15 protein-coding genes, 1 pseudogene and 1 other annotated feature are annotated in these 18,265 nt (G+C 48.0%); of the genes and pseudogenes, 14 read left to right on the top strand and 2 right to left on the bottom strand.

Annotation, left to right across the window (positions count from 1 at the left end; genetic code table 11):
• Nucleotides 1–286: 286 nt before the first annotated feature.
• Together OF158_RS11195 and OF158_RS11190 are read left to right on the top strand one after the other, a co-directional pair.
• Nucleotides 287–1,648, top strand: coding sequence for an IS4 family transposase (locus tag OF158_RS11195; protein WP_014097792.1), 1,362 nt, complete (start codon nt 287–289; stop codon nt 1,646–1,648).
• Between the two features lies 1 nt (nt 1,649).
• The gene (locus OF158_RS11190) at nt 1,650–2,075 is read left to right on the top strand and encodes a hypothetical protein (RefSeq protein ID WP_035184435.1); all 426 of its coding nucleotides are present in this window, start codon (nt 1,650–1,652) and stop codon (nt 2,073–2,075) included.
• A gap of 26 nt (nt 2,076–2,101) precedes the next feature.
• Here OF158_RS11190 and sspI read toward each other — a convergent pair whose 3' ends face one another.
• Nucleotides 2,102–2,314 (bottom strand): small acid-soluble spore protein SspI, encoded by a 213-nt coding sequence (sspI, locus tag OF158_RS11185; RefSeq protein ID WP_014097794.1) that lies wholly within the window; start codon nt 2,312–2,314, stop codon nt 2,102–2,104.
• Between the two features lie 104 nt (nt 2,315–2,418).
• On the opposite strand from sspI, the gene OF158_RS11180 reads away from it, so the two are divergent.
• The 4 genes from OF158_RS11180 to pheT all read left to right on the top strand — a co-directional run bounded on the left by OF158_RS11180 (nt 2,419) and on the right by pheT (nt 7,284).
• A complete protein-coding gene (locus tag OF158_RS11180; protein ID WP_035184438.1) occupies nt 2,419–3,174 on the top strand; it encodes a TrmH family RNA methyltransferase in 756 nt (251 codons plus the stop codon).
• Nucleotides 3,175–3,322: 148 nt separating this feature from the next.
• A complete protein-coding gene (locus tag OF158_RS11175; RefSeq protein WP_257737693.1) occupies nt 3,323–3,457 on the top strand; it encodes a hypothetical protein in 135 nt (44 codons plus the stop codon).
• 79 nt (nt 3,458–3,536) lie between these two features.
• Nucleotides 3,537–3,770: a binding site (T-box leader), on the top strand.
• A gap of 49 nt (nt 3,771–3,819) precedes the next feature.
• The gene (pheS, locus tag OF158_RS11170; protein ID WP_035184439.1) at nt 3,820–4,857 is read left to right on the top strand and encodes a phenylalanine--tRNA ligase subunit alpha; all 1,038 of its coding nucleotides are present in this window, start codon (nt 3,820–3,822) and stop codon (nt 4,855–4,857) included.
• A 12-nt stretch (nt 4,858–4,869) separates the two neighbouring features.
• Nucleotides 4,870–7,284, top strand: coding sequence for a phenylalanine--tRNA ligase subunit beta (gene pheT / locus OF158_RS11165; protein ID WP_035184441.1), 2,415 nt, complete (start codon nt 4,870–4,872; stop codon nt 7,282–7,284).
• 392 nt (nt 7,285–7,676) lie between these two features.
• Here the strand turns inward: pheT and rnhC are convergent, their stop codons facing one another.
• Nucleotides 7,677–8,612: a ribonuclease HIII gene (rnhC, locus tag OF158_RS11160; protein WP_035184443.1), complete on the bottom strand. Its 936-nt coding sequence runs from the start codon at nt 8,610–8,612 to the stop codon at nt 7,677–7,679.
• A gap of 100 nt (nt 8,613–8,712) precedes the next feature.
• Here rnhC and zapA point away from each other — a divergent pair, with 100 nt between their 5' ends.
• From zapA to OF158_RS11120, 8 genes and pseudogenes are all read left to right on the top strand, one after another.
• Nucleotides 8,713–9,003, top strand: coding sequence for a cell division protein ZapA (zapA, locus tag OF158_RS11155; RefSeq protein WP_013859878.1), 291 nt, complete (start codon nt 8,713–8,715; stop codon nt 9,001–9,003).
• Nucleotides 8,990–9,526, top strand: a complete 537-nt coding sequence (locus OF158_RS11150) for a CvpA family protein (RefSeq protein ID WP_080738175.1) — start codon at nt 8,990–8,992, stop codon at nt 9,524–9,526. The genes zapA and OF158_RS11150 overlap by 14 nt, the downstream gene beginning before the upstream one ends.
• Nucleotides 9,527–9,804: 278 nt before the next feature.
• Nucleotides 9,805–11,523 (top strand): DNA polymerase/3'-5' exonuclease PolX, encoded by a 1,719-nt coding sequence (polX, locus tag OF158_RS11145; RefSeq protein ID WP_035184447.1) that lies wholly within the window; start codon nt 9,805–9,807, stop codon nt 11,521–11,523.
• A 75-nt stretch (nt 11,524–11,598) separates the two neighbouring features.
• The gene (locus OF158_RS11140; protein WP_014097802.1) at nt 11,599–13,953 is read left to right on the top strand and encodes an endonuclease MutS2; all 2,355 of its coding nucleotides are present in this window, start codon (nt 11,599–11,601) and stop codon (nt 13,951–13,953) included.
• Between the two features lie 236 nt (nt 13,954–14,189).
• Nucleotides 14,190–15,886 (top strand): annotated as a pseudogene (locus tag OF158_RS11135) (AMP-binding protein).
• Between the two features lie 142 nt (nt 15,887–16,028).
• A complete protein-coding gene (locus OF158_RS11130) occupies nt 16,029–16,622 on the top strand; it encodes a fatty acid metabolism transcriptional regulator FadR (RefSeq protein WP_014097804.1) in 594 nt (197 codons plus the stop codon).
• Between the two features lie 33 nt (nt 16,623–16,655).
• Nucleotides 16,656–17,429, top strand: a complete 774-nt coding sequence (locus OF158_RS11125) for an enoyl-CoA hydratase (RefSeq protein ID WP_035184449.1) — start codon at nt 16,656–16,658, stop codon at nt 17,427–17,429.
• A gap of 62 nt (nt 17,430–17,491) precedes the next feature.
• The gene (locus OF158_RS11120; protein ID WP_035184451.1) at nt 17,492–18,265 is read left to right on the top strand and encodes an electron transfer flavoprotein subunit beta/FixA family protein; all 774 of its coding nucleotides are present in this window, start codon (nt 17,492–17,494) and stop codon (nt 18,263–18,265) included.

Genomic DNA, 18,265 nt, shown 5'->3' with positions numbered 1-18,265 from the left:
TCACATAATATAAAAATTTTGTTAGGAAGCGTGCCAAAAAATATTTTTTTGACACCCCACTAACGGCTTAAACCGTTGATACATCAACATTTATAGAGGGAGGAATTTTTCATGTTGAAACTCAACTTTCGCACCAATAAAATAAGTGCTAATCGTTGGCTGTATTGAACTTTAAGTCTATCCATTATGTTGTTTGACAAAATGAATATAAAATGAAAAACACCTCGTTCCTTGGTATAGTGAGATTGACAAAAAATCACTACCACATAGAAGAGGTGTCCTCTACATGATAGACCAAAATTGCCAATACAATCAACTACCAAAAGAACTTGATTCTGTTTTTTCTGAGCTTGAAATGAAGAAGCACTTACGCCATGCTGGCATAAAAAAATCCTTTGGTTTTAGTTGTTCTTATTTGTTTCAACTTGTTTTCTGCTTGATTTTCCAACACAAGAATTGGTTTTCTCTTCTTGAGTCAAAGAAAGCAGATCAATTCCCAGCCAAGGATGCCGTGTATCGTTTCTTAAACCAATCGACGTTCAACTGGCGGCAGTTTTTACTTCTTTTGAGCACATTTACTATTCGCAAAGTAGAACGCCTTACTGACAAAAGTCGTCCTAAAGTCTTCATTGTTGATGACTCATCGTTTTATCGAAATCGTAGTCAAAAAGTAGAACTGCTGGCTCGTTGCTTTGACCACGCTTCTCTTAAAATGCGTTTTTATAAAGGATTTCGCATGTTAACTTTAGGCTGGTCGGACGGCTACACCTTCATGCCCATTGACTTCTCTTTACTCAGTTCCAAGAAGGCTCAGATTAATGGAATCTCTGAACAAATTGATAAACGTACCTGTGGGTATAAACGCCGTAAAAATGCTTTACAGTCAGAACCCGAACAGATCCCTAGTATGCTCAAACGAGCGCTTGCCAGTGGAATAAATGCAAGCTATGTTCTAATGGATTCTTGGTTTACTTTGCCTCCACTTGTCAAAGCCATTGTGGAACAAGGTTTAGACGTGATTGGCATGGTCAAGGAAACAAAACAACGATATAACGTTGACGGAAAGCTGGTTTCGTTAAAGCAGCTCTATCGCCTGGCTCAACCCCTACAGTCGAAGAAGGGTATCCTTCGCTCTATCCGTACCGTTATGGCGAATGGAACTCCTGTAAAAGTTATATTCGTTCAAAACAGAAACAAGAAAAGTGAATGGCTTGCCCTCCTCAGTACGGACTGCACCCTTTCCGAACAGGAAATTGTTCGAATCTATGGGATGCGTTGGGATATTGAAGTGTTCTTTAAGACGACAAAATCGCTTTTAAAACTTGAAAAAGAGCTCCAAAGTCGCTCGTATGATGGGTTAATCAGCCATACCACTATTGTATTTGCACGTTTTATCGTGCTATCGTGGCAAAACCGCTGCAACACCGATCAAAGAACAATAGGCAGGCTGTTTTATGAACTTTGCGACGAAGTAAATGAACTTGATTGGGCTGTTGCATTGCAGCAGTTAATCGAGCTTCTTCAAGACGCACTAAAACAGACCAATAAAAGATTTAAAAAGTTAATTCAAAGTCAACTGGAACAGTGGATCTCTGGCCTACCTAGTTATATCAAAGCTTATTTGCCAATTTCACTCTGCGAAAGTTGAGTTGAAAGAAAAGGATTTTGTTGCTTTTTTAACAGAGGCTGGCAGATATGATAAAACAGCGGAGAAGTGTACGGTTTGCGGGATCATTTTGCCATCGTTTTCGGATTATTTGCTGAGAGGGCCGGCGGGAGCACTGGGGACAAAGTATAATGTGTTCAGCTATAGTGAACAAGGGCTGACCGTCATTCCAATCAATAATATTACGGGCAATATGTTACCGGACGAATCGGCATTTATTCCGGGAGAAAAGATCACAAGCATGAAAACTGTTTCGAAGCTGACTTACCACAGATTGTATGTTGGGACTTCGGATGGTACGGCTGTTTTCCGATTAAACAAAGTGCTGATTGGTTACGGGTGGCATAAAAGAAATTTGCCGTCATTCATTGCAACTGTAAACGGATTGGAAGAGCCGGTGCACATATAGAAGGAGCGGCTCTTTCCGCTCCCTTGTTACGCCTGGCTCAGCCCCTGCTCGAGCGTTTCCAGCATCATTTTTTGTTCCTGTGTATCCGCATGGTTCCAAATGACTTCAAAGAGGACGCCGAGCCCCGGGAGCATTTTTTCTTCGCCCCTTTGAATGGCATCGACAATCGTATCTTTTAACTGATCCTGCGTGTCCTCTTTTACATTGTGAATGACTGCTTTTCGCAAGTCCAAATCCATTTCGGTTCAGCTCCTTTGATCGCTTTCACTGCTAGCATTTCACATGGCCACAATTTTTATGTATACTATTCCAAGGAAAACTTAACGAAAAGGGAGCAAACACGTTGAAATACATACAATCCTTGCAAAATCCGCAAGTAAAGCATTGGAAAAAACTCGCCGCGAAAAAAGAACGCGAAAAAACATTTACTTATTTGCTGGAAGGGTTCCATCTCGTCGAAGAAGCGCTGAAAGAAGAAGTAGTGACAGAAATTATTGTTGAAGAAGGTGTGGACCTGCCAAACCGCTGGAATACGGAAGGGGTGCCGGTAACCACTGTCACGCATGAAATCAGCAAAACGCTTGCTGATACAGAAACGACGCAAGGCATTTTTGCTGTGTGCCGGATGAAAAAACAGCCGTCCAAAATCATCGGCAGGCGTTATCTTTTAATTGATGCCGTGCAGGATCCCGGCAATACAGGAACGATGATCCGGACGGCGGACGCAGCCGGGTTTGATGCCGTTATTTTCGGCAAGGGCACGGCGGATCCGTACAGCCCGAAAGTGTTGCGTGCGGCACAAGGAAGCCATCTCCACGTCGGGCTTTTAAAAGGCGATTTAAACATGTGGATTGAAAAACTGAACGAAGCGGCAGTGCCGGTTTACGGAACAGCGCTTGAAAACGGCGTAACGTTTCGCGAAGTAAATCCAGGTGATGCCTTTGCGATCCTTGTTGGCAATGAAGGAAGCGGCGTACACCCTGACTTGCTTGCGCAAACGGAACAAAATTTGTCCATCCCGATTTTCGGCAAAAGCGAGTCGCTAAATGTTGCGGTGGCAGCCGGCATTTTAATGTATGACTTTGCGATGCGGTCGTAATTTCGGCGGAAAAAGTGAATGTATCCATGTTTGAGGCAAAAAAGCAGACCTATAAAATGCATGAGGTGAAGCAGCGGCAGAAAGATGAAAAACAGCTGGGACAATTTTTCAGTATGGGTGCCAATAAGGAACGGGGGAGGGCGTTTTTGTGAGAGCGGGTGCACTGCTTGACCAGGATAAAAAGGTGACCCTCAGCACGTTCATTTATTGCGAAAAACGGGAAATATTCAGCGTGAAAACGGCCGCGCCTGTGACTAAAATGGGAAGGCACTTTATCCTCTAAGATAAACATCTAGAGAGAGGTCACTTTCCGTTTGAAATTGCGGGCATTTCCCGCTATAATAAAACATAATTGAAAAATGATAAAAACCATGACAGGGAAAAGTAGCTTGATCTTCGCCATGCAGGGAGAAAATGCCGTAGACTGGAAGCATTTTTATGGGGAAATGAAGCGAAGTTCACCCCTCGAGTTGCCGCTTGGACCATTGCCTGCAATGTAAAGGCGGGACGGTTAAAAGCCGTTATTGAAATGAAGCGAACATAATTTAATTATGTTAATTAGGGTGGTACCGCGAACCATTTGCCTCGTCCCTTTTCCAGGGCGGGGCTTTTTTAACGCCCAAAACTTAAAGGAGGTACAAGAAAATGGAAGAAACGTTGAAAGCACTGCAAACCGAAGCGCTTGCCAAAATTGAAGCGGCTACTGATTTAAAAACGCTGAACGAGATTCGTGTCGCCTATCTCGGCAAAAAAGGCCCGATTACGGAAGTTTTGCGCGGCATGGGAAAGCTGTCAGCGGAAGAACGGCCGAAAATGGGTGCGCTCGCCAATGAAGTGCGTGCCGCCATTCAAACAGGTATCGAAAAAAAGCAGGCGGCATTGGAAGCGGAAGCCGTCGAGCGACAATTGGCATCTGAAAAAATTGATGTCACGCTGCCGGGCCGCCCGGTAAAAGCAGGCAGCCACCATCCGCTTACAAAAGTCATTGAGGAAATTGAAGACTTGTTTATCGGGATGGGCTATACGATTGCCGAGGGGCCGGAAGTGGAAACCGATTACTACAATTTTGAAGCGCTGAACCTGCCGAAAGGGCATCCGGCACGCGATATGCAGGATACCTTTTACATAACCGATGAAATTTTGCTCAGGACCCATACTTCACCAAACCAAGCGCGGACAATGGAAAAACATCACGGCAAAGGGCCAGTCAAAATCATCTGCCCAGGGAAAGTATACCGCCGCGACAATGATGATGCGACCCATTCCCACCAGTTTATGCAGATTGAAGGGCTCGTTGTTGACGAAAACATTACGATGGCCGATTTAAAAGGGACGTTGGAAGTGTTTGCAAAAAAATTATTCGGCGAAGACCGTGAAATCCGGCTGCGCCCGAGCTTTTTCCCGTTCACCGAACCGAGTGTTGAAATGGATATTTCATGTAAAATGTGCGGTGGGCACGGTTGCCATGTTTGCAAAGGCACGGGCTGGATTGAAATTTTGGGCGCCGGCATGGTCCACCCGCGCGTATTACGGATGTCCGGCTTTGATCCGGAAAAATATACCGGTTTTGCATTTGGCATGGGGCCGGAGCGGATTGCGATGCTGAAATACGGCGTTGATGACATCCGCCACTTTTACACAAATGACATTCGTTTTTTACGGCAGTTTTCCGTACAAGAATAAGGAGGGTCAAACATGTTTGTTTCATATAAATGGCTGCAGGAATATGTAGATTTGGACGGCATTTCGCCGGAAGAACTGGCTGAAAAAATTACGCGGACCGGGATTGAAGTCGAAAGCGTGGCATTTAAGGGGGAAGGCATTAAAAATGTCGTTGTCGGGCATGTTTTGGAAAAAGAAAAGCATCCGAACGCCGATAAATTAAACAAATGCCTGGTTGATATCGGGGAAGGTGAGCCTGTCCAAATTATTTGCGGCGCGCCAAACGTCGATAAAGGGCAGAAAGTTGCCGTTGCCAAACCGGGCGCCTGGCTGCCGGGGCATGTAAAAATCAAACGCTCGAAACTGCGCGGCGAGGAGTCGAACGGGATGATCTGCTCACTGCAGGAACTCGGTGTTGAAAGCAAGCTCGTCCAAAAAGAGTATGCAAACGGCATTTATGTGTTCCCGGATGATGTGGAAGTGGGGAAGGATGTGCTGCCACTTTTAGGATTGGATGATACGATTATTGAACTGGGGCTTACTCCGAACCGGGCGGACTGCATGAGCATGCTTGGCGTTGCCTACGAAGTAGCAGCGATCCTTGGAAAAGACGTGAAATTGCCGGAAACAAAAGTGCAGGAAGCATCCGATAAAGCTGCTGATGCCATTTCGGTCCGTGTCGAGGCAAAAGAAGCAGCGCCGCTTTACACATTAAAAGTCATCCGCAACGTGAAAATCGGCCCGTCCCCGCTCTGGATGCAGGCGCGGCTCATGGCAGAAGGAATCCGCCCGCACAACAATGTGGTCGACATTACGAACTATATTTTGCTCGAATACGGCCAGCCACTCCATGCGTTTGACTATGACAAGCTCGGTTCCAAAGAAATTGTCGTCCGCATGGCGCGTGAAGGGGAAAAAATGGTCACGCTCGATGACCAGGAGCGCACGTTAAAAGATGTCCATCTTGTCATTACGAACGGCACTGAACCTGTCGCAATGGCCGGTGTCATGGGCGGCGCCAATTCGGAAGTATCCGAAACGACGACAAACGTACTTTTGGAATCCGCCTATTTTGACGCCGGAACAATTCGGACGGCTTCAAAAGACCACGGCCTGCGCAGCGAGGCAAGCAGCCGTTATGAAAGAGGGATTGATCCGAACCGCGTTGTGCCCGCAGCAGAACGGGCCGCAATGCTGATTGCCAAATATGCGGGTGGAGAAGTGCTTGCCGGAATGGTTGCCGAAAATCATTTGCATATTGAGCCGGCTGTTGTCACCATTACGCTGGAAAAAATCAACCGTGTGCTCGGAACGCAAATTTCAGCGGAAGAAGTGCTCCGTATTTTTAAACGTCTCCAGTTTGAAGCATCATGGGAAGACGGCCGTTTTACAGTGATTGTGCCAACCCGCCGCGGCGATATTACGATTGAGGAAGATCTGATTGAAGAAGTGGCGCGCCTGTACGGTTATGACCTGCTGCCAAAAACATTGCCGGCGGGCAGGGGAACGCGGGGCGGCTTGAACGTCATTCAGCAAAAACGCCGCGCCACGAAACGTTTTCTTGAAGGAACGGGGCTGTACCAGGCAACCACGTATTCTTTAACAAGCGAAGAAAAAGCACACCAGTACGCGCTTGAAAAACGCGAACCAGTCCGCGTTGCCATGCCCATGAGCGAAGAACGCAGTGTGCTGCGCTTAAGCCTTTTGCCGCATCTTTTGGAATCCGTCGCGTATAATGTCGCACGTAAAAACGAGTCGGTTGCCCTGTATGAAGTTGGCAATGTCTTTTTGAAAAAGGCAGACGGAGCGCAGCCGGAAGAACAGGAACACCTCGCCGGCGCCATCACCGGGCTTTGGGTTGCCAACTTGTGGCAAGGAGAAAAGAAAGCAGTAGATTTCTTTGTGGCAAAAGGGATTTTGGAAGGCCTGTTTGAAAAACTCGGAGTTTCCGGCGCTATTTCCTACCACGCGGCAACATTTGAAGGGCTGCATCCGGGAAGGACAGCGGAAATTTTACTTGACGGGGAAGCGATCGGTTTTGTCGGCCAGGTGCATCCGAACGTGCAAAAAGAACTCGATATCAAAGAAACATACGTGTTCGAACTGAAACTGGACCCGGTATACCATTATCCGGCTGAACCGGTCCAATACCGGCCGATCCCACGCTTCCCGGCCATCACCCGCGATATTGCGCTTGTTGTCGACCGTGATGTGGAAGCAGCCCGGCTGCAGGCAATCATTCAGGAGGCCGGCGGAACCCTTTTGAAATCTGTTTCGATTTTTGATTTATACGAAGGCGAGCATATGGAACCCGGCAAAAAATCAATTGCCTTCTCGCTTACTTATTTCGATCCGGAACGCACATTAACAGATGAAGAAGTCGTCGCCCAGCATGAGAAAGTACTTGCCGCCGTAAAAGAAAAAGCAGGCGCAGTACTACGGGGCTAATCCCAAGAAAAAAGAAGAGGCTTAAAGGCCTCTTCTTTTTTAGTGCAAAAATCAAAGCGCTGTCTATGTGAAGGAAGCGGTGGAAATTGACGATCTTCCTTTATATAGAGTGCGTCTACATGAAGAAAGCGCGGAAAAGAGGCGGCCTTTCTTCACATAGGGCGCCTCTAAGTTAAGGAAGCGCGGAAAAACGAAGGCGTTTCTTTACATAGAGCGCGTCTACGTTAAGGAAGCAAGCAAAAACGAAGTCCCTCCTTCCCATAGCCCCCGTCTACGTTAAGATGCACGGGAAAATTCATCCGTTTCCGTTTCCTTCGCTTAACGTTCCTCCTCGTTAGCCTTTCCTTCAAAATTTATCGCCTATCGTCACCCCATGTCTTTCCCACCATCCTTTATTTCACGCCCGCGATCCGCTTTGCTTTTTCCGTATTGGCAAAATGCAGTTTGACAAAATGTGGCAGCGCGGCCATGCCTTTTTCCTTGATGAGCCGTGCGGCAGCCCGGTCCACCTGTGCACCGGCGCCCCTTGGCAAAACAAATCCGGCTTCTTTGCTCAAGTTTTCAAACTCCCGGACAAAAGCATAGCGTGCGAGAATTGAAGCGGCCGCAACCGCAAGATGGACGCTTTCCCCTTTTGTGCTAAAATAGACGCCGTCACGCATGACGATTTTTTCGTTCTGCAAATACCGATAATAAGTGGACGCTTCTGCGAACTGATCAATTAAAATTGCATCCGGTTTTGCCGGCGCAATTTTTTGGGCGGTATTGTACAAAGCCCGGTTATGGAGCAATGCTTTGATTTTTCCTTGCGACATGCCCGATTGCTGGAGCCGGTTGTATTTTTCGTTCGGCAAAATGAGCAGGCTGTACGGAACAAAGGTGAGCAGTTCTTTCGCTAATCCGGCAATCTGACTGTCTGTTAATCCTTTTGAATCTTTTACGCCCAGTTCTTTTAAAAGCGGGAGCTGTTTCTTTTCAACGTAACAGCTGACGACCGTCATCGGCCCGAAAAAGTCGCCTGTTCCGACTTCATCCGATCCAATGACGGAAAGCTCTCCGATATCAGGAGGCAGCGGGTTGCCGGAAGATTTTGCGCTCCGGGCGGCATCCGGCTTCTTTTCCAGCGGCTGTCCCCATTTTGACGCTTCCGTTTCTGCGGCCGGCCCTTGAAATAAAACTTTTCCGGACTTATAGCCGGTAATGGAGCAGCCTGGTATTTTTGCGGCAAAAACGGCGCCGGACGGAACTTTTCCTGACAGGCTGTTTTGATAAGATTGTTTCATTTTTTGCATGGTTGAAGCTGAAACGAGAATGACAGTATTTGACATTTTGATTCCTCCGGCAGTTTCAGGATCTCCTTGAATTTGTTCGACATTGTTAGACAAAGGCTTTTCCGTCATGCTATGATAGAGAATAGGATTCTTACAAATGGGGAGGCAGGCAACATTGGAAAAAACCCGAATTACTGTTGGCATATACGGACAGCAATATACCATAATCGGAACGGATCCGGCAAGCCATATTCGCCTGGTTGCCTCGATGGTTGATGAAAGAATGCGGGAAATCAGCGCGAAGAATCCTTCATTAGATACTGGCAAAGTGGCTGTGCTGACAGCCGTAAATGCTGTCCATGATTATATAAAACTGAAAGAGCAGTATGAGCTGCTTGAACAGCACTATTTACAATTGTTGAAAAAGGATGAAGATGAAAATGGTTAATTTGATCATCATCATTTTGCTTATGCTTGGATTCCTGAACGGGAAGCGGAAAGGATTTATATTGCAGGCTGTCCACCTTACAGGGTTTGTAATTGCCTCCGCAGTTGCGTACATATTGTATGATGACCTGGCGGAAAAATTGAAGCTAATGATTCCGTATCCTTCTTTTAACAGCGACAGCTCATTTGCCCTTCTGATGCACGAGGGCAATATGGAAACGGCATTTTACCGGATCATTGCGTTTGCCATCCTTTTCTTTGCCGTTAGGATACTTCTAAATATTGTCGGGTCATCCCTTACCTTTTTGGCCCAGCTCCCGGTACTCAAACAAGTCAATGGATGGGCGGGCGGCATCCTCGGGTTTGCCGAGCTGTACTTGATCATTTTTATCGTTTTATATATTGGATCCTTGCTGCCGGTGGATGAGATCCAATCCGCGCTCAAGGCATCCGCAGTCGCAGAAGGCATGATTAAAAATACACCTTATATTTCAGCTCTTGTGGCGTCATGGTGGGTGAAATAGAAACCCGGGCGGCACGTTTACCATTTGCAAACGGGTTGAAAATGGGTTTTTCAAAACAGCACTTCTCGCGACGGGGGAGTGTTTCTTTATGGAGGGGATCGCCCGTGTACATGCTGGTTTTTTCCGGACGGGGCTTGAATGCCGGGCACGGATTCAAATACTTCCCATGCTGCTGGAAAAAATGTGCGGCCATTGGAAGGGCGCTTTCCCAATCATCGTAGCGGGAAAACGGTAAAAACCCGATCCTTCACTTAATAAGTTAAAAAGGGGGCAGGCGAATGCGGACAAATAAACGCAGTGTCATCCGGCTGCTGGAACAAATTGCGGTTTACTTGGAATTGAAAGGCGAAAACCATTTTAAAATCGCGGCTTACCGCAGGGCTGCATCTGCCTTGGAAGCGGATGGGCGTGACTTGTCAGAAATCAGCCGTTTTACGGATATTCCTCATATTGGAAAAACAACCGCTTCCGTCATCGAAGAGTTCGTGGAAACTGGGCGGTCCACCCTGCTTGAACAACTAAAAGACGAAGTTCCAAAAGGGCTGGTTCCGCTCATGCAGATACAGGGTCTTGGTGCCAGGAAAATATCAAGGCTTTACAGGGAACTTGGCATTACAGATGCGGATTCTTTAAGGAAAGCTTGTGAAGAAGGAAAAGTTGAAACGTTAAAAGGGTTTGGAAAAACGACGCAGTCCAATCTTTTGCACGCGCTTGACCAGCTTTCGGGGAAACCGGCTTATACCATCGGCCGGCTGCTGCCGGTACTTTTGCTGATCGAAGAAACGCTGTCCGGAAACAGGAAAATAGAAACCTATTCGCGTGCCGGCAGTATCCGGCGGTTTGAAGAAAGAATAGAAGAACTCGATTATGTCATCTCTACATTCGATCCAAAATCGGTTGCGGAGGACATTCTTCAAATGAACGAAGTCGTGGAAGCTGTTTCTATCCGGAGTATAAAAATAACGGCTAAATTAAAAGGGGAACCTGGCTTACGGATCAATTTCCGGATCGCGTTGCCTGACCTGTATGCGATGACGCTTTTTCTTTCAACAGGGCCGGAACCGCATCTGGAAAAAATGCAGCAGATTGCCGGTCTTCATGGCGAGCGGCTGACGCAATCCGGCGTCAAAATTCTGAAGACAGGCGAATTGCTCCGTTTTCCGAGTGAAGCTTCGTTTTATCATCATTACGGCCTGCCTTACATCCCTCCGGAAATCCGCGCTGACGGCAGCGAGGTGGAAACCTATAAGGGGACGCCTTTTGTCCAGATCGATGATGTAAAGGGCGACCTGCACATGCACACCGTCTGGTCGGACGGGAAAGATTCGCTTGAAGACATGGTCAATGCATGCAGAAAAAGAGGGTACGAATATATCGCAATCACGGACCACTCTAAATATTTAAAAGTCGCCGGCGGGCTTTCACGTGAACGTTTGATCAGGCAAATGAATGAAATCCGCCGGTTAAATGAAAAATATCCGGATATCTTGATTTTGTCCGGTATTGAGATGGACATTTTGCCGGACGGGACTTTGGATTTTGATGATGATGTGCTGTCAGGCCTTGATTTCGTCATTGCTTCCATCCATTCGGGGTTCGGGAATAGCCGCGCGCAGATCATGAAACGGCTGCGCAACGCTTTATTCAACCCGCATGTGGACATGATTGCCCATCCGACCGGAAGATTAATCGAAAAAAGGCAGGGGTACGATGTCGATTTTGATTTGCTTTTCCAATGGGCAAAGGAAACCGGCACGATCCTTGAATTAAGCGGCGACCCCGCCAGATTGGACCTTTCAGCGGCCCGTGCAAGAGAAGCGCAGGCAGCCGGTGTGAAAATCGCGATTAACACCGATGCACACGCAACTGCGGAACTGGGCAATATCGCTTTCGGTGTCGGCACCGCGAGAAAAGGCTGGATTGAAAGGAAAAATGTGGTCAATACGTATACGAAAGAACAACTCCTTGAGTTTTTAAAACAGAAACATCAGCACTGATCCATTCCCTTTCTGCAATGAATAGAGGGCAGTTTTCCGGAACGCTGGAATCCGGAATGCATGGAGGACGAATAGATGCAACATAAAATCATCAAAACACTCGAGTTTGATAAAATTAAAAATCTGCTGCTTGAGCACGCTTCTTCTCCGCTTGGGGCCGAAAAAATTGAAGCCCTTTTTCCCTCCTCTTCCTATGAAGAAGTGGTCCGGATGCAGGAGGAGACGGATGAAGCGGCGCAAGTGCTGCGTTTAAAAGGGCATGTGCCGCTTTTCGGCATTTATGACATCCGCCGTCATCTGAAAAGAGCGGCGATCGGCGGCAGGCTGAACCCGCAGGAACTGGTGCAGATTGCCAGCACCATCCATGTCAGCCGAACGATGAAACGGTTTATTGAAGGAATCACGGAAGAAGAAACAGAACTGCCGATCTTAACAAGCATGGTGGACAGGATTGCGGTCCTTACGCCGCTCGAACATGAAATCCGGAATGCGGTGGATGAAAACGGGGAAATTCTGGACTCGGCAAGCGAAACGCTGCGCCAAATCCGGCACGGGCTGCGCGGTACGGAACGGCGCATTCGTGAAAAACTGGAAGGCTATATCCGCGGCAAAAATGCGGCGAAAATGCTGTCGGATGCGATTATTACGATCCGGAATGACCGCTATTGTATCCCGGTAAAACAGGAATACCGGGCAAATTACGGGGGAATCGTCCATGACCAGTCTTCTTCCGGACAGACTTTGTTCATTGAGCCGCAATCGGTGGTGGACTTGAATAACCAGCTGCGTGAATGGCATTTAAAAGAGCAGCAGGAGGTTGAAAGGATTTTAAGCGAATTGTCCGCCGCAGTGGCAGCAGCCGGCGGGGAGCTTGAAACCATCGTTGAAATTCTCGCTGATTTTGACTTTATGTTTGCCAAAGCTTTATACGGCCGGTCCATTAAAGGTTCGAAACCGGTGATCAACAATCATGGCGCCATCCGTATGTTCAAAGCGCGTCATCCGTTGCTTCCAGCCGATAAAGTGGTGCCAAATGATATTACGATCGGGCAGGAATATACGACCATTGTGATAACCGGGCCGAATACAGGCGGAAAAACGATTACGCTGAAAACAATCGGGCTGTGCACGCTCATGGCGCAGGCCGGGCTGCAAATTCCCGCTTTGGACGGTTCGGAAATGGCTGTTTTTAAAGAAGTATTTGCCGATATCGGTGATGAACAGTCGATTGAGCAAAGCCTTAGCACCTTCTCCTCCCATATGACAAATATCGTTGAAATCCTGAAACGGGTCGACGATCAGTCGCTCGTCCTGTTTGATGAGCTCGGCGCCGGTACCGACCCGCAGGAAGGGGCTGCCCTTGCGATTTCAATTTTGGACGAAGTGTACAAAAGGGAGGCCCGCGTTGTCGCCACCACCCACTACCCGGAACTGAAGGCATACGCTTATAACCGTGAAGGGGTCGTCAATGCAAGCGTCGAGTTTGATGTGGAAACATTAAGCCCAACATACCGGCTTTTAATCGGCGTTCCCGGCCGGAGTAATGCGTTTGAAATCTCAAGGCGCCTCGGGCTCTCCCCGTCCATTATTGAACACGCCCAATCACTAATCGGCGCGGACACAAACGAGGTCGAAAATATGATTGCCGCGCTCGAATCGGCTAGGCGCGAGGCGGAAAAAGAACGGCAGGAAGCGCAGGAACTGTTGAAGGATGCCGAGGAACTGCACCGTGATTTGCAAAAACAAATGGCGGCGTTTTATGCCCGCCGCGATGAGCTGTACGGAAAAGCGGAGAAAAAAGCGGCAAAAGTGGTGGAAGAGGCAAAGGAAAAAGCGGAAGAGATCATCCGCGACTTGCGGAAAATGCAGCTTGAATCCAAAGCCAATGTGAAAGAACATGAACTGATTGATGCAAGAAAACAGCTGGAGGAACTGGCGCCGAAACTGGACCGCAAACCGGCGGCAAAAGCAAAAAAACAGCATATCTACCAGCCGGGCGACGAAGTCAAAGTGCTCAGCTTCAACCAGAAAGGCACGCTGCTTGAACAAACGGCAGGCGGCGAGTGGCTCGTGCAAATGGGTATTTTGAAAATGAAAGTAAAAGAATCCGACATGGAATATATCCGGCCGCCGCAACAAAAACAGCCGGAGAAGCACCTGGCAACGGTCAGGGGGCGCGATTCCCATGTCAGCCTGGAACTCGATTTGCGCGGGGAGCGTTATGAAGATGCGCTCTTAAAAGTTGAAAAATATATTGACGATGCGCTTTTAGCCGGGTATCCGCGCGTTTCGATCATCCACGGGAAAGGAACAGGTGCGCTCCGGAACGGGGTGCAGGAATTTTTAAAACATCACCGCGCCGTAAAACGAATCCGCCTCGGGGAACCAGGCGAAGGTGGCAGCGGCGTTACGATTGTAGAATTCAAGTAATTTTCAAGGGCAAGGGGGAGGGCCTTTTGTTTCTCGAAAAGCTGGCAAAAATTTTGTTTGTTTGCTGTGCCGTTTTTGCATTGCTTGGCGTCATTTATTTGATTGTTGCAGATTAGCCCGTGACAAGGAGAAGGAGCGCATCCTTCTCCTGTTTCGGCTGCAAATAATTGTCAACGCTTTCAATTTTCGTTATAATAAAATAAGTCAATAAAAAATGCAAAATGGAGTTGATGCAAATGACAGACAGGCCATGGCTGTCCCAGTATCCGCCGGAAATACCCGTTTCCCTTACGTATCCGCGAAAACCGGTTTGTGCATTTTTAACCGAAGCAGCTGAACAGTATCCTGACAAAAAAGCGCTCCATTTTATGGGGAAAGAAATGACATACCGTGAAGTGTATGAAGCGGCGCTCAAATTTGCCGGGTATTTAAAAAAACTCGGAGTGGAAAAAGGCGATAGGGTTGCCGTGCTGCTCCCGAATTCCCCGCAGGCCGTCATCGGTTTTTACGGCATCCTTTACACGGGCGGGATAGCCGTCATGACGAATCCGCTATATACGGAAAGGGAACTGGAATATCAGCTGAAAGACTCCGGCGCGAAGGCCATCCTGACAGTTGATTTCCTGTACCCGACAGTGGCAAAAGTATTTGAGAAAACCGATCTCGAACATATTATTGTAACCGCCATCAGCGAGTATTTGCCTTTTCCCAAAAACGTCATCTACCCGTTTCTGCAGAAAAAGCAAACGGGCGTTACTGTCCGGGTCGAGCACGGCGGGCACCATCACTTGCTAAAGAACATCATGAAGGAAGAAATTCCGGAACCGCTTGACACGCCGTTCGATATCGAAGAGGACCTTGCGATTCTTCAGTACACCGGTGGCACAACCGGCGTGCCAAAAGGCGTCATGCTGACACATCTCAATTTGATTGCAAACGCGACAATGTGTGATGCCTGGATGTACAGGGCCAAAAAAGGGGAAGAAGTGGTGCTCGGCATGCTTCCGTTTTTCCATGTGTACGGCATGACGACCGTGCTGATTCTTTCTGTGATGCAGGGCTTTAAAATGATTTTAATTCCGCGCTTTGATGCGGAGTCACTGCTGAAGACAATTGAAAAACAGCGGCCAACTTTGTTTCCGGGTGCGCCAACCATTTATATCGGGCTTTTAAACCACCCGAAAATTAAGGAATATGATTTGTCATCGATTGAAGCATGCATCAGCGGTTCTGCCCCGCTGCCGGTAGAAGTTCAGCAGAAATTTGAAGGGGTGACCGGCGGCAAGCTTGTGGAAGGGTATGGCCTCAGTGAATCTTCTCCTGTCACCCATGCCAATTTTGTATGGGGAAAACGCGTCAAGGGCAGTATCGGCGTGCCATGGCCAGATACGGACTGCGAAATCCGCTCGCTCGAAGACGGAGGCCGTTACCGCCCGGTGAAGTCGGCGAGCTGGCGGTAAAAGGGCCGCAAGTGATGAAAGGTTACTGGAACCGCCCGGAAGAAACGAAGGAAGTGCTAAAAGACGGGTGGCTATTTACGGGGGATTTGGCTTATATGGATGAAGAAGGTTATTTTTATATTGTCGACCGGAAAAAAGACATCATTATTGCAGGCGGCTATAATATTTATCCGCGTGAAGTCGAAGAAGTGCTGTATGAGCACCCTGCCGTTCAGGAAGCCGTGGTTGCCGGCGTGCCACACCCGTACCGCGGGGAAACCGTCAAAGCCTATATTGTGCTGAAAGACAATATGACAGTAACGGAAGAAGAACTGGACCGGTTTGCACGCCAATATCTGGCGGCATATAAAGTCCCGCGCATTTACGAATTCCGGGATGAACTGCCGAAAACGGCCGTTGGGAAAATTTTGCGGCGCTCATTGGTTGCAGAAGAAAAAGAAAAGATGGAAAATGGAGGAGAGAAGATCGGGTAAGGAAATTTTTTTATAAACAGGACTTGACAAATGCTGCATTCTTGTATAATATGAAAATATGAATGAATGGTCATTCATTTTCTGGCCGCCATTAAACCGGTCGGCCAAATTGACAGATCATGAGATTGAAAGGTGATAGCCCGTGAGGAAAAACAGGCCAAAGTACAAACAAATTATTGATGCAGCAGTGGTGGTTATCGCACAACACGGCTATCATCAGGCACAGGTTTCAAAAATTGCAAAACAGGCGGGCGTAGCGGACGGCACGATTTATTTGTATTTTAAAAACAAAGAAGATATCCTGATTTCTTTGTTTGAAGAAAAGATGCAGCTGTTTATCGAAAAGGTTTCCGAATATATTGCAGGGGACCTTTCCCCTTCCGAAAAGTTGCTCAAGATGATCGAAAACCACTTCAAAGTCCTTGCCGCCGATCACCATTTGGCGGTCGTGACCCAGCTGGAACTGCGGCAGACCAATTTAGATCTGCGGCTTAAAATCAACAGCGTACTGAAAGAATATTTGACGCTCGTTGACCAAATCATCCGCGAAGGCATGGAAAAAGGCGAATTCGATTCCGGGCTTGACGTCCGGCTCGTCCGGCAGATGATTTTCGGGACAGTCGATGAAACGGTAACGACATGGGTGATGAATAAAGAAAAATACGACCTCGTTTCACTGGCTGCTCCCGTCCATCAATTGATCATTAACGGCTGCGGCAAAAAAACGGCGGTTTAATGCCGCAGCTTTCACAAGGGGGTTTGAGACGGGATGGAATTTATTACGATCAAACGGGAAAATGCGGTCGCCTGCATTGAAATGAACAGGCCACCTGCCAATGCGCTTGCGCAGGCTCTTTTAAAAGAACTTGCGCAAGCGTTTGGCCAACTTGAAAACGATCCTGAAACCCGGGTCGTGCTCCTTTACGGGAAAGGAAGATTTTTCTCGGCAGGAGCGGATATTAAAGAATTTGTCCAATTAAGGAAATCCGGCGGCTCCGATGCGCTGGCGGTTTCCGGTCAGGAATTGTTCGAAAAAGTGGAAGCGTTCCCGAAACCGGTCATCGCCGCGATCCATGGCGCGGCACTTGGCGGTGGGCTCGAACTTGCGATGGCATGCCATATCCGCCTTGTCACAGAAAATGCAAAACTCGGCCTCCCGGAACTGAGCCTCGGACTCGTGCCGGGTTTTGCCGGAACGCAGCGGCTGCCAAGGTATGTCGGACGCGGCAAAGCATTTGAAATGCTGTGGACAAGCGAACCGCTGACCGGAACGGAGGCCGTGCAGCACGGGCTTGCAAACCATGCTTATAAAGAAGAGGAACTGCTCCCGAAAGCAAGGGCGCTGGCTGAAAAAATTGCAAAGAAAAGCCCGCTGGCCCTGAAAGCCTCTATTGAACTCGTCAATTATGCAAAAACAAACGATTACGAAAAAGGCTTGGAGCAGGAATCCGCACGTTTTCTTGAGCTGTTCGGCTCAAAAGATGCAGAGGAAGGCATCAAAGCTTTTATTGAAAAAAGGGAACCGCGTTTTACAGGGGCCTAACATTTTTTGCTTTGTATGCGCTTAAATAATTTTATTTTTTAACGATTCAGGGAGGGAACGGCATGAATATCTTCGTATTATTAAAACGGACTTTTGACACAGAAGAAAAGATTGCGATTGCAAACGGCCGCATACAGGATGACGGGGCAGAATATATCATCAACCCGTACGATGAATACGCCGTTGAAGAGGCCATCCAGGTGCGCGATGCCCAGGGCGGCGAAGTCACGGTTGTCACAGTCGGCAATGAAGATGCGGAAAAGCAATTGCGGACGGCCCTTGCGATGGGTGCGGATAAAGCAGTCCTCATTAATATTGAAGACGATGTGGAAGCAAGCGACCAGGTCACAACGGCAAAAGTGCTCGCCGCTTATTTAAAAGAGCAGGAACCGGATCTCATTATCGGCGGGAATGTCGCCATTGACAACGCTTCCGGACAGGTCGGCCCGCGGGTGGCGGAGTTGCTCGGCATCCCGTATGTAACGACGATTACCAATCTGGAAATTGACGGCGACAAAGCGACGGTCACAAGAGATGTCGAAGGAGATTCCGAAATCATTGAAACGACCCTTCCGCTGCTCGTTACAGCGCAGCAAGGCTTAAATGAGCCGCGGTATCCTTCGCTCCCGGGGATCATGAAAGCGAAGAAAAAACCGCTTGAAGAGCTGGAACTGGATGACCTTGACCTTGAAGAAGAAGACGTGGAGCCAAAAACCAAAACGATCGAGGTTTACCTGCCGCCGAAAAAAGAAGCAGGAAAAGTGCTTGAAGGCGAAATCACCGACCAGGTAAAAGAACTTGTCCAATTATTGCATAATGAAGCAAAAGTGATTTAA

The sequence above is a fragment of the Weizmannia sp. WK01 genome (assembly GCF_025905465.1).
In the GTDB taxonomy this organism is placed as follows: Bacteria; Bacillota; Bacilli; order Bacillales; family Bacillaceae_C; genus Weizmannia; species Weizmannia faecalis.
The sequence above is the reverse complement of the archived record's forward strand: the minus strand, read 5'-3'. Positions and strand labels throughout refer to the sequence as shown.

Bases quoted from the DNA above. Each gene is read 5' to 3' on its own strand.
- OF158_RS11195 (WP_014097792.1), top strand. From the start codon at position 287: ATGATAGACCAAAATTGCCAATACAATCAACTACCAAAAGAACTTGAT.
- sspI (WP_014097794.1), bottom strand. From the start codon at position 2,314: ATGGATTTGGACTTGCGAAAAGCAGTCATTCACAATGTAAAAGAGGAC.
- pheS (WP_035184439.1), top strand. From the start codon at position 3,820: ATGGAAGAAACGTTGAAAGCACTGCAAACCGAAGCGCTTGCCAAAATT.
- pheT (WP_035184441.1), top strand. From the start codon at position 4,870: ATGTTTGTTTCATATAAATGGCTGCAGGAATATGTAGATTTGGACGGC.
- rnhC (WP_035184443.1), bottom strand. From the start codon at position 8,612: ATGTCAAATACTGTCATTCTCGTTTCAGCTTCAACCATGCAAAAAATG.
- zapA (WP_013859878.1), top strand. From the start codon at position 8,713: ATGGGGAGGCAGGCAACATTGGAAAAAACCCGAATTACTGTTGGCATA.
- OF158_RS11150 (WP_080738175.1), top strand. From the start codon at position 8,990: ATGAAAATGGTTAATTTGATCATCATCATTTTGCTTATGCTTGGATTC.
- polX (WP_035184447.1), top strand. From the start codon at position 9,805: ATGCGGACAAATAAACGCAGTGTCATCCGGCTGCTGGAACAAATTGCG.
- OF158_RS11140 (WP_014097802.1), top strand. From the start codon at position 11,599: ATGCAACATAAAATCATCAAAACACTCGAGTTTGATAAAATTAAAAAT.
- OF158_RS11125 (WP_035184449.1), top strand. From the start codon at position 16,656: ATGGAATTTATTACGATCAAACGGGAAAATGCGGTCGCCTGCATTGAA.
- OF158_RS11120 (WP_035184451.1), top strand. From the start codon at position 17,492: ATGAATATCTTCGTATTATTAAAACGGACTTTTGACACAGAAGAAAAG.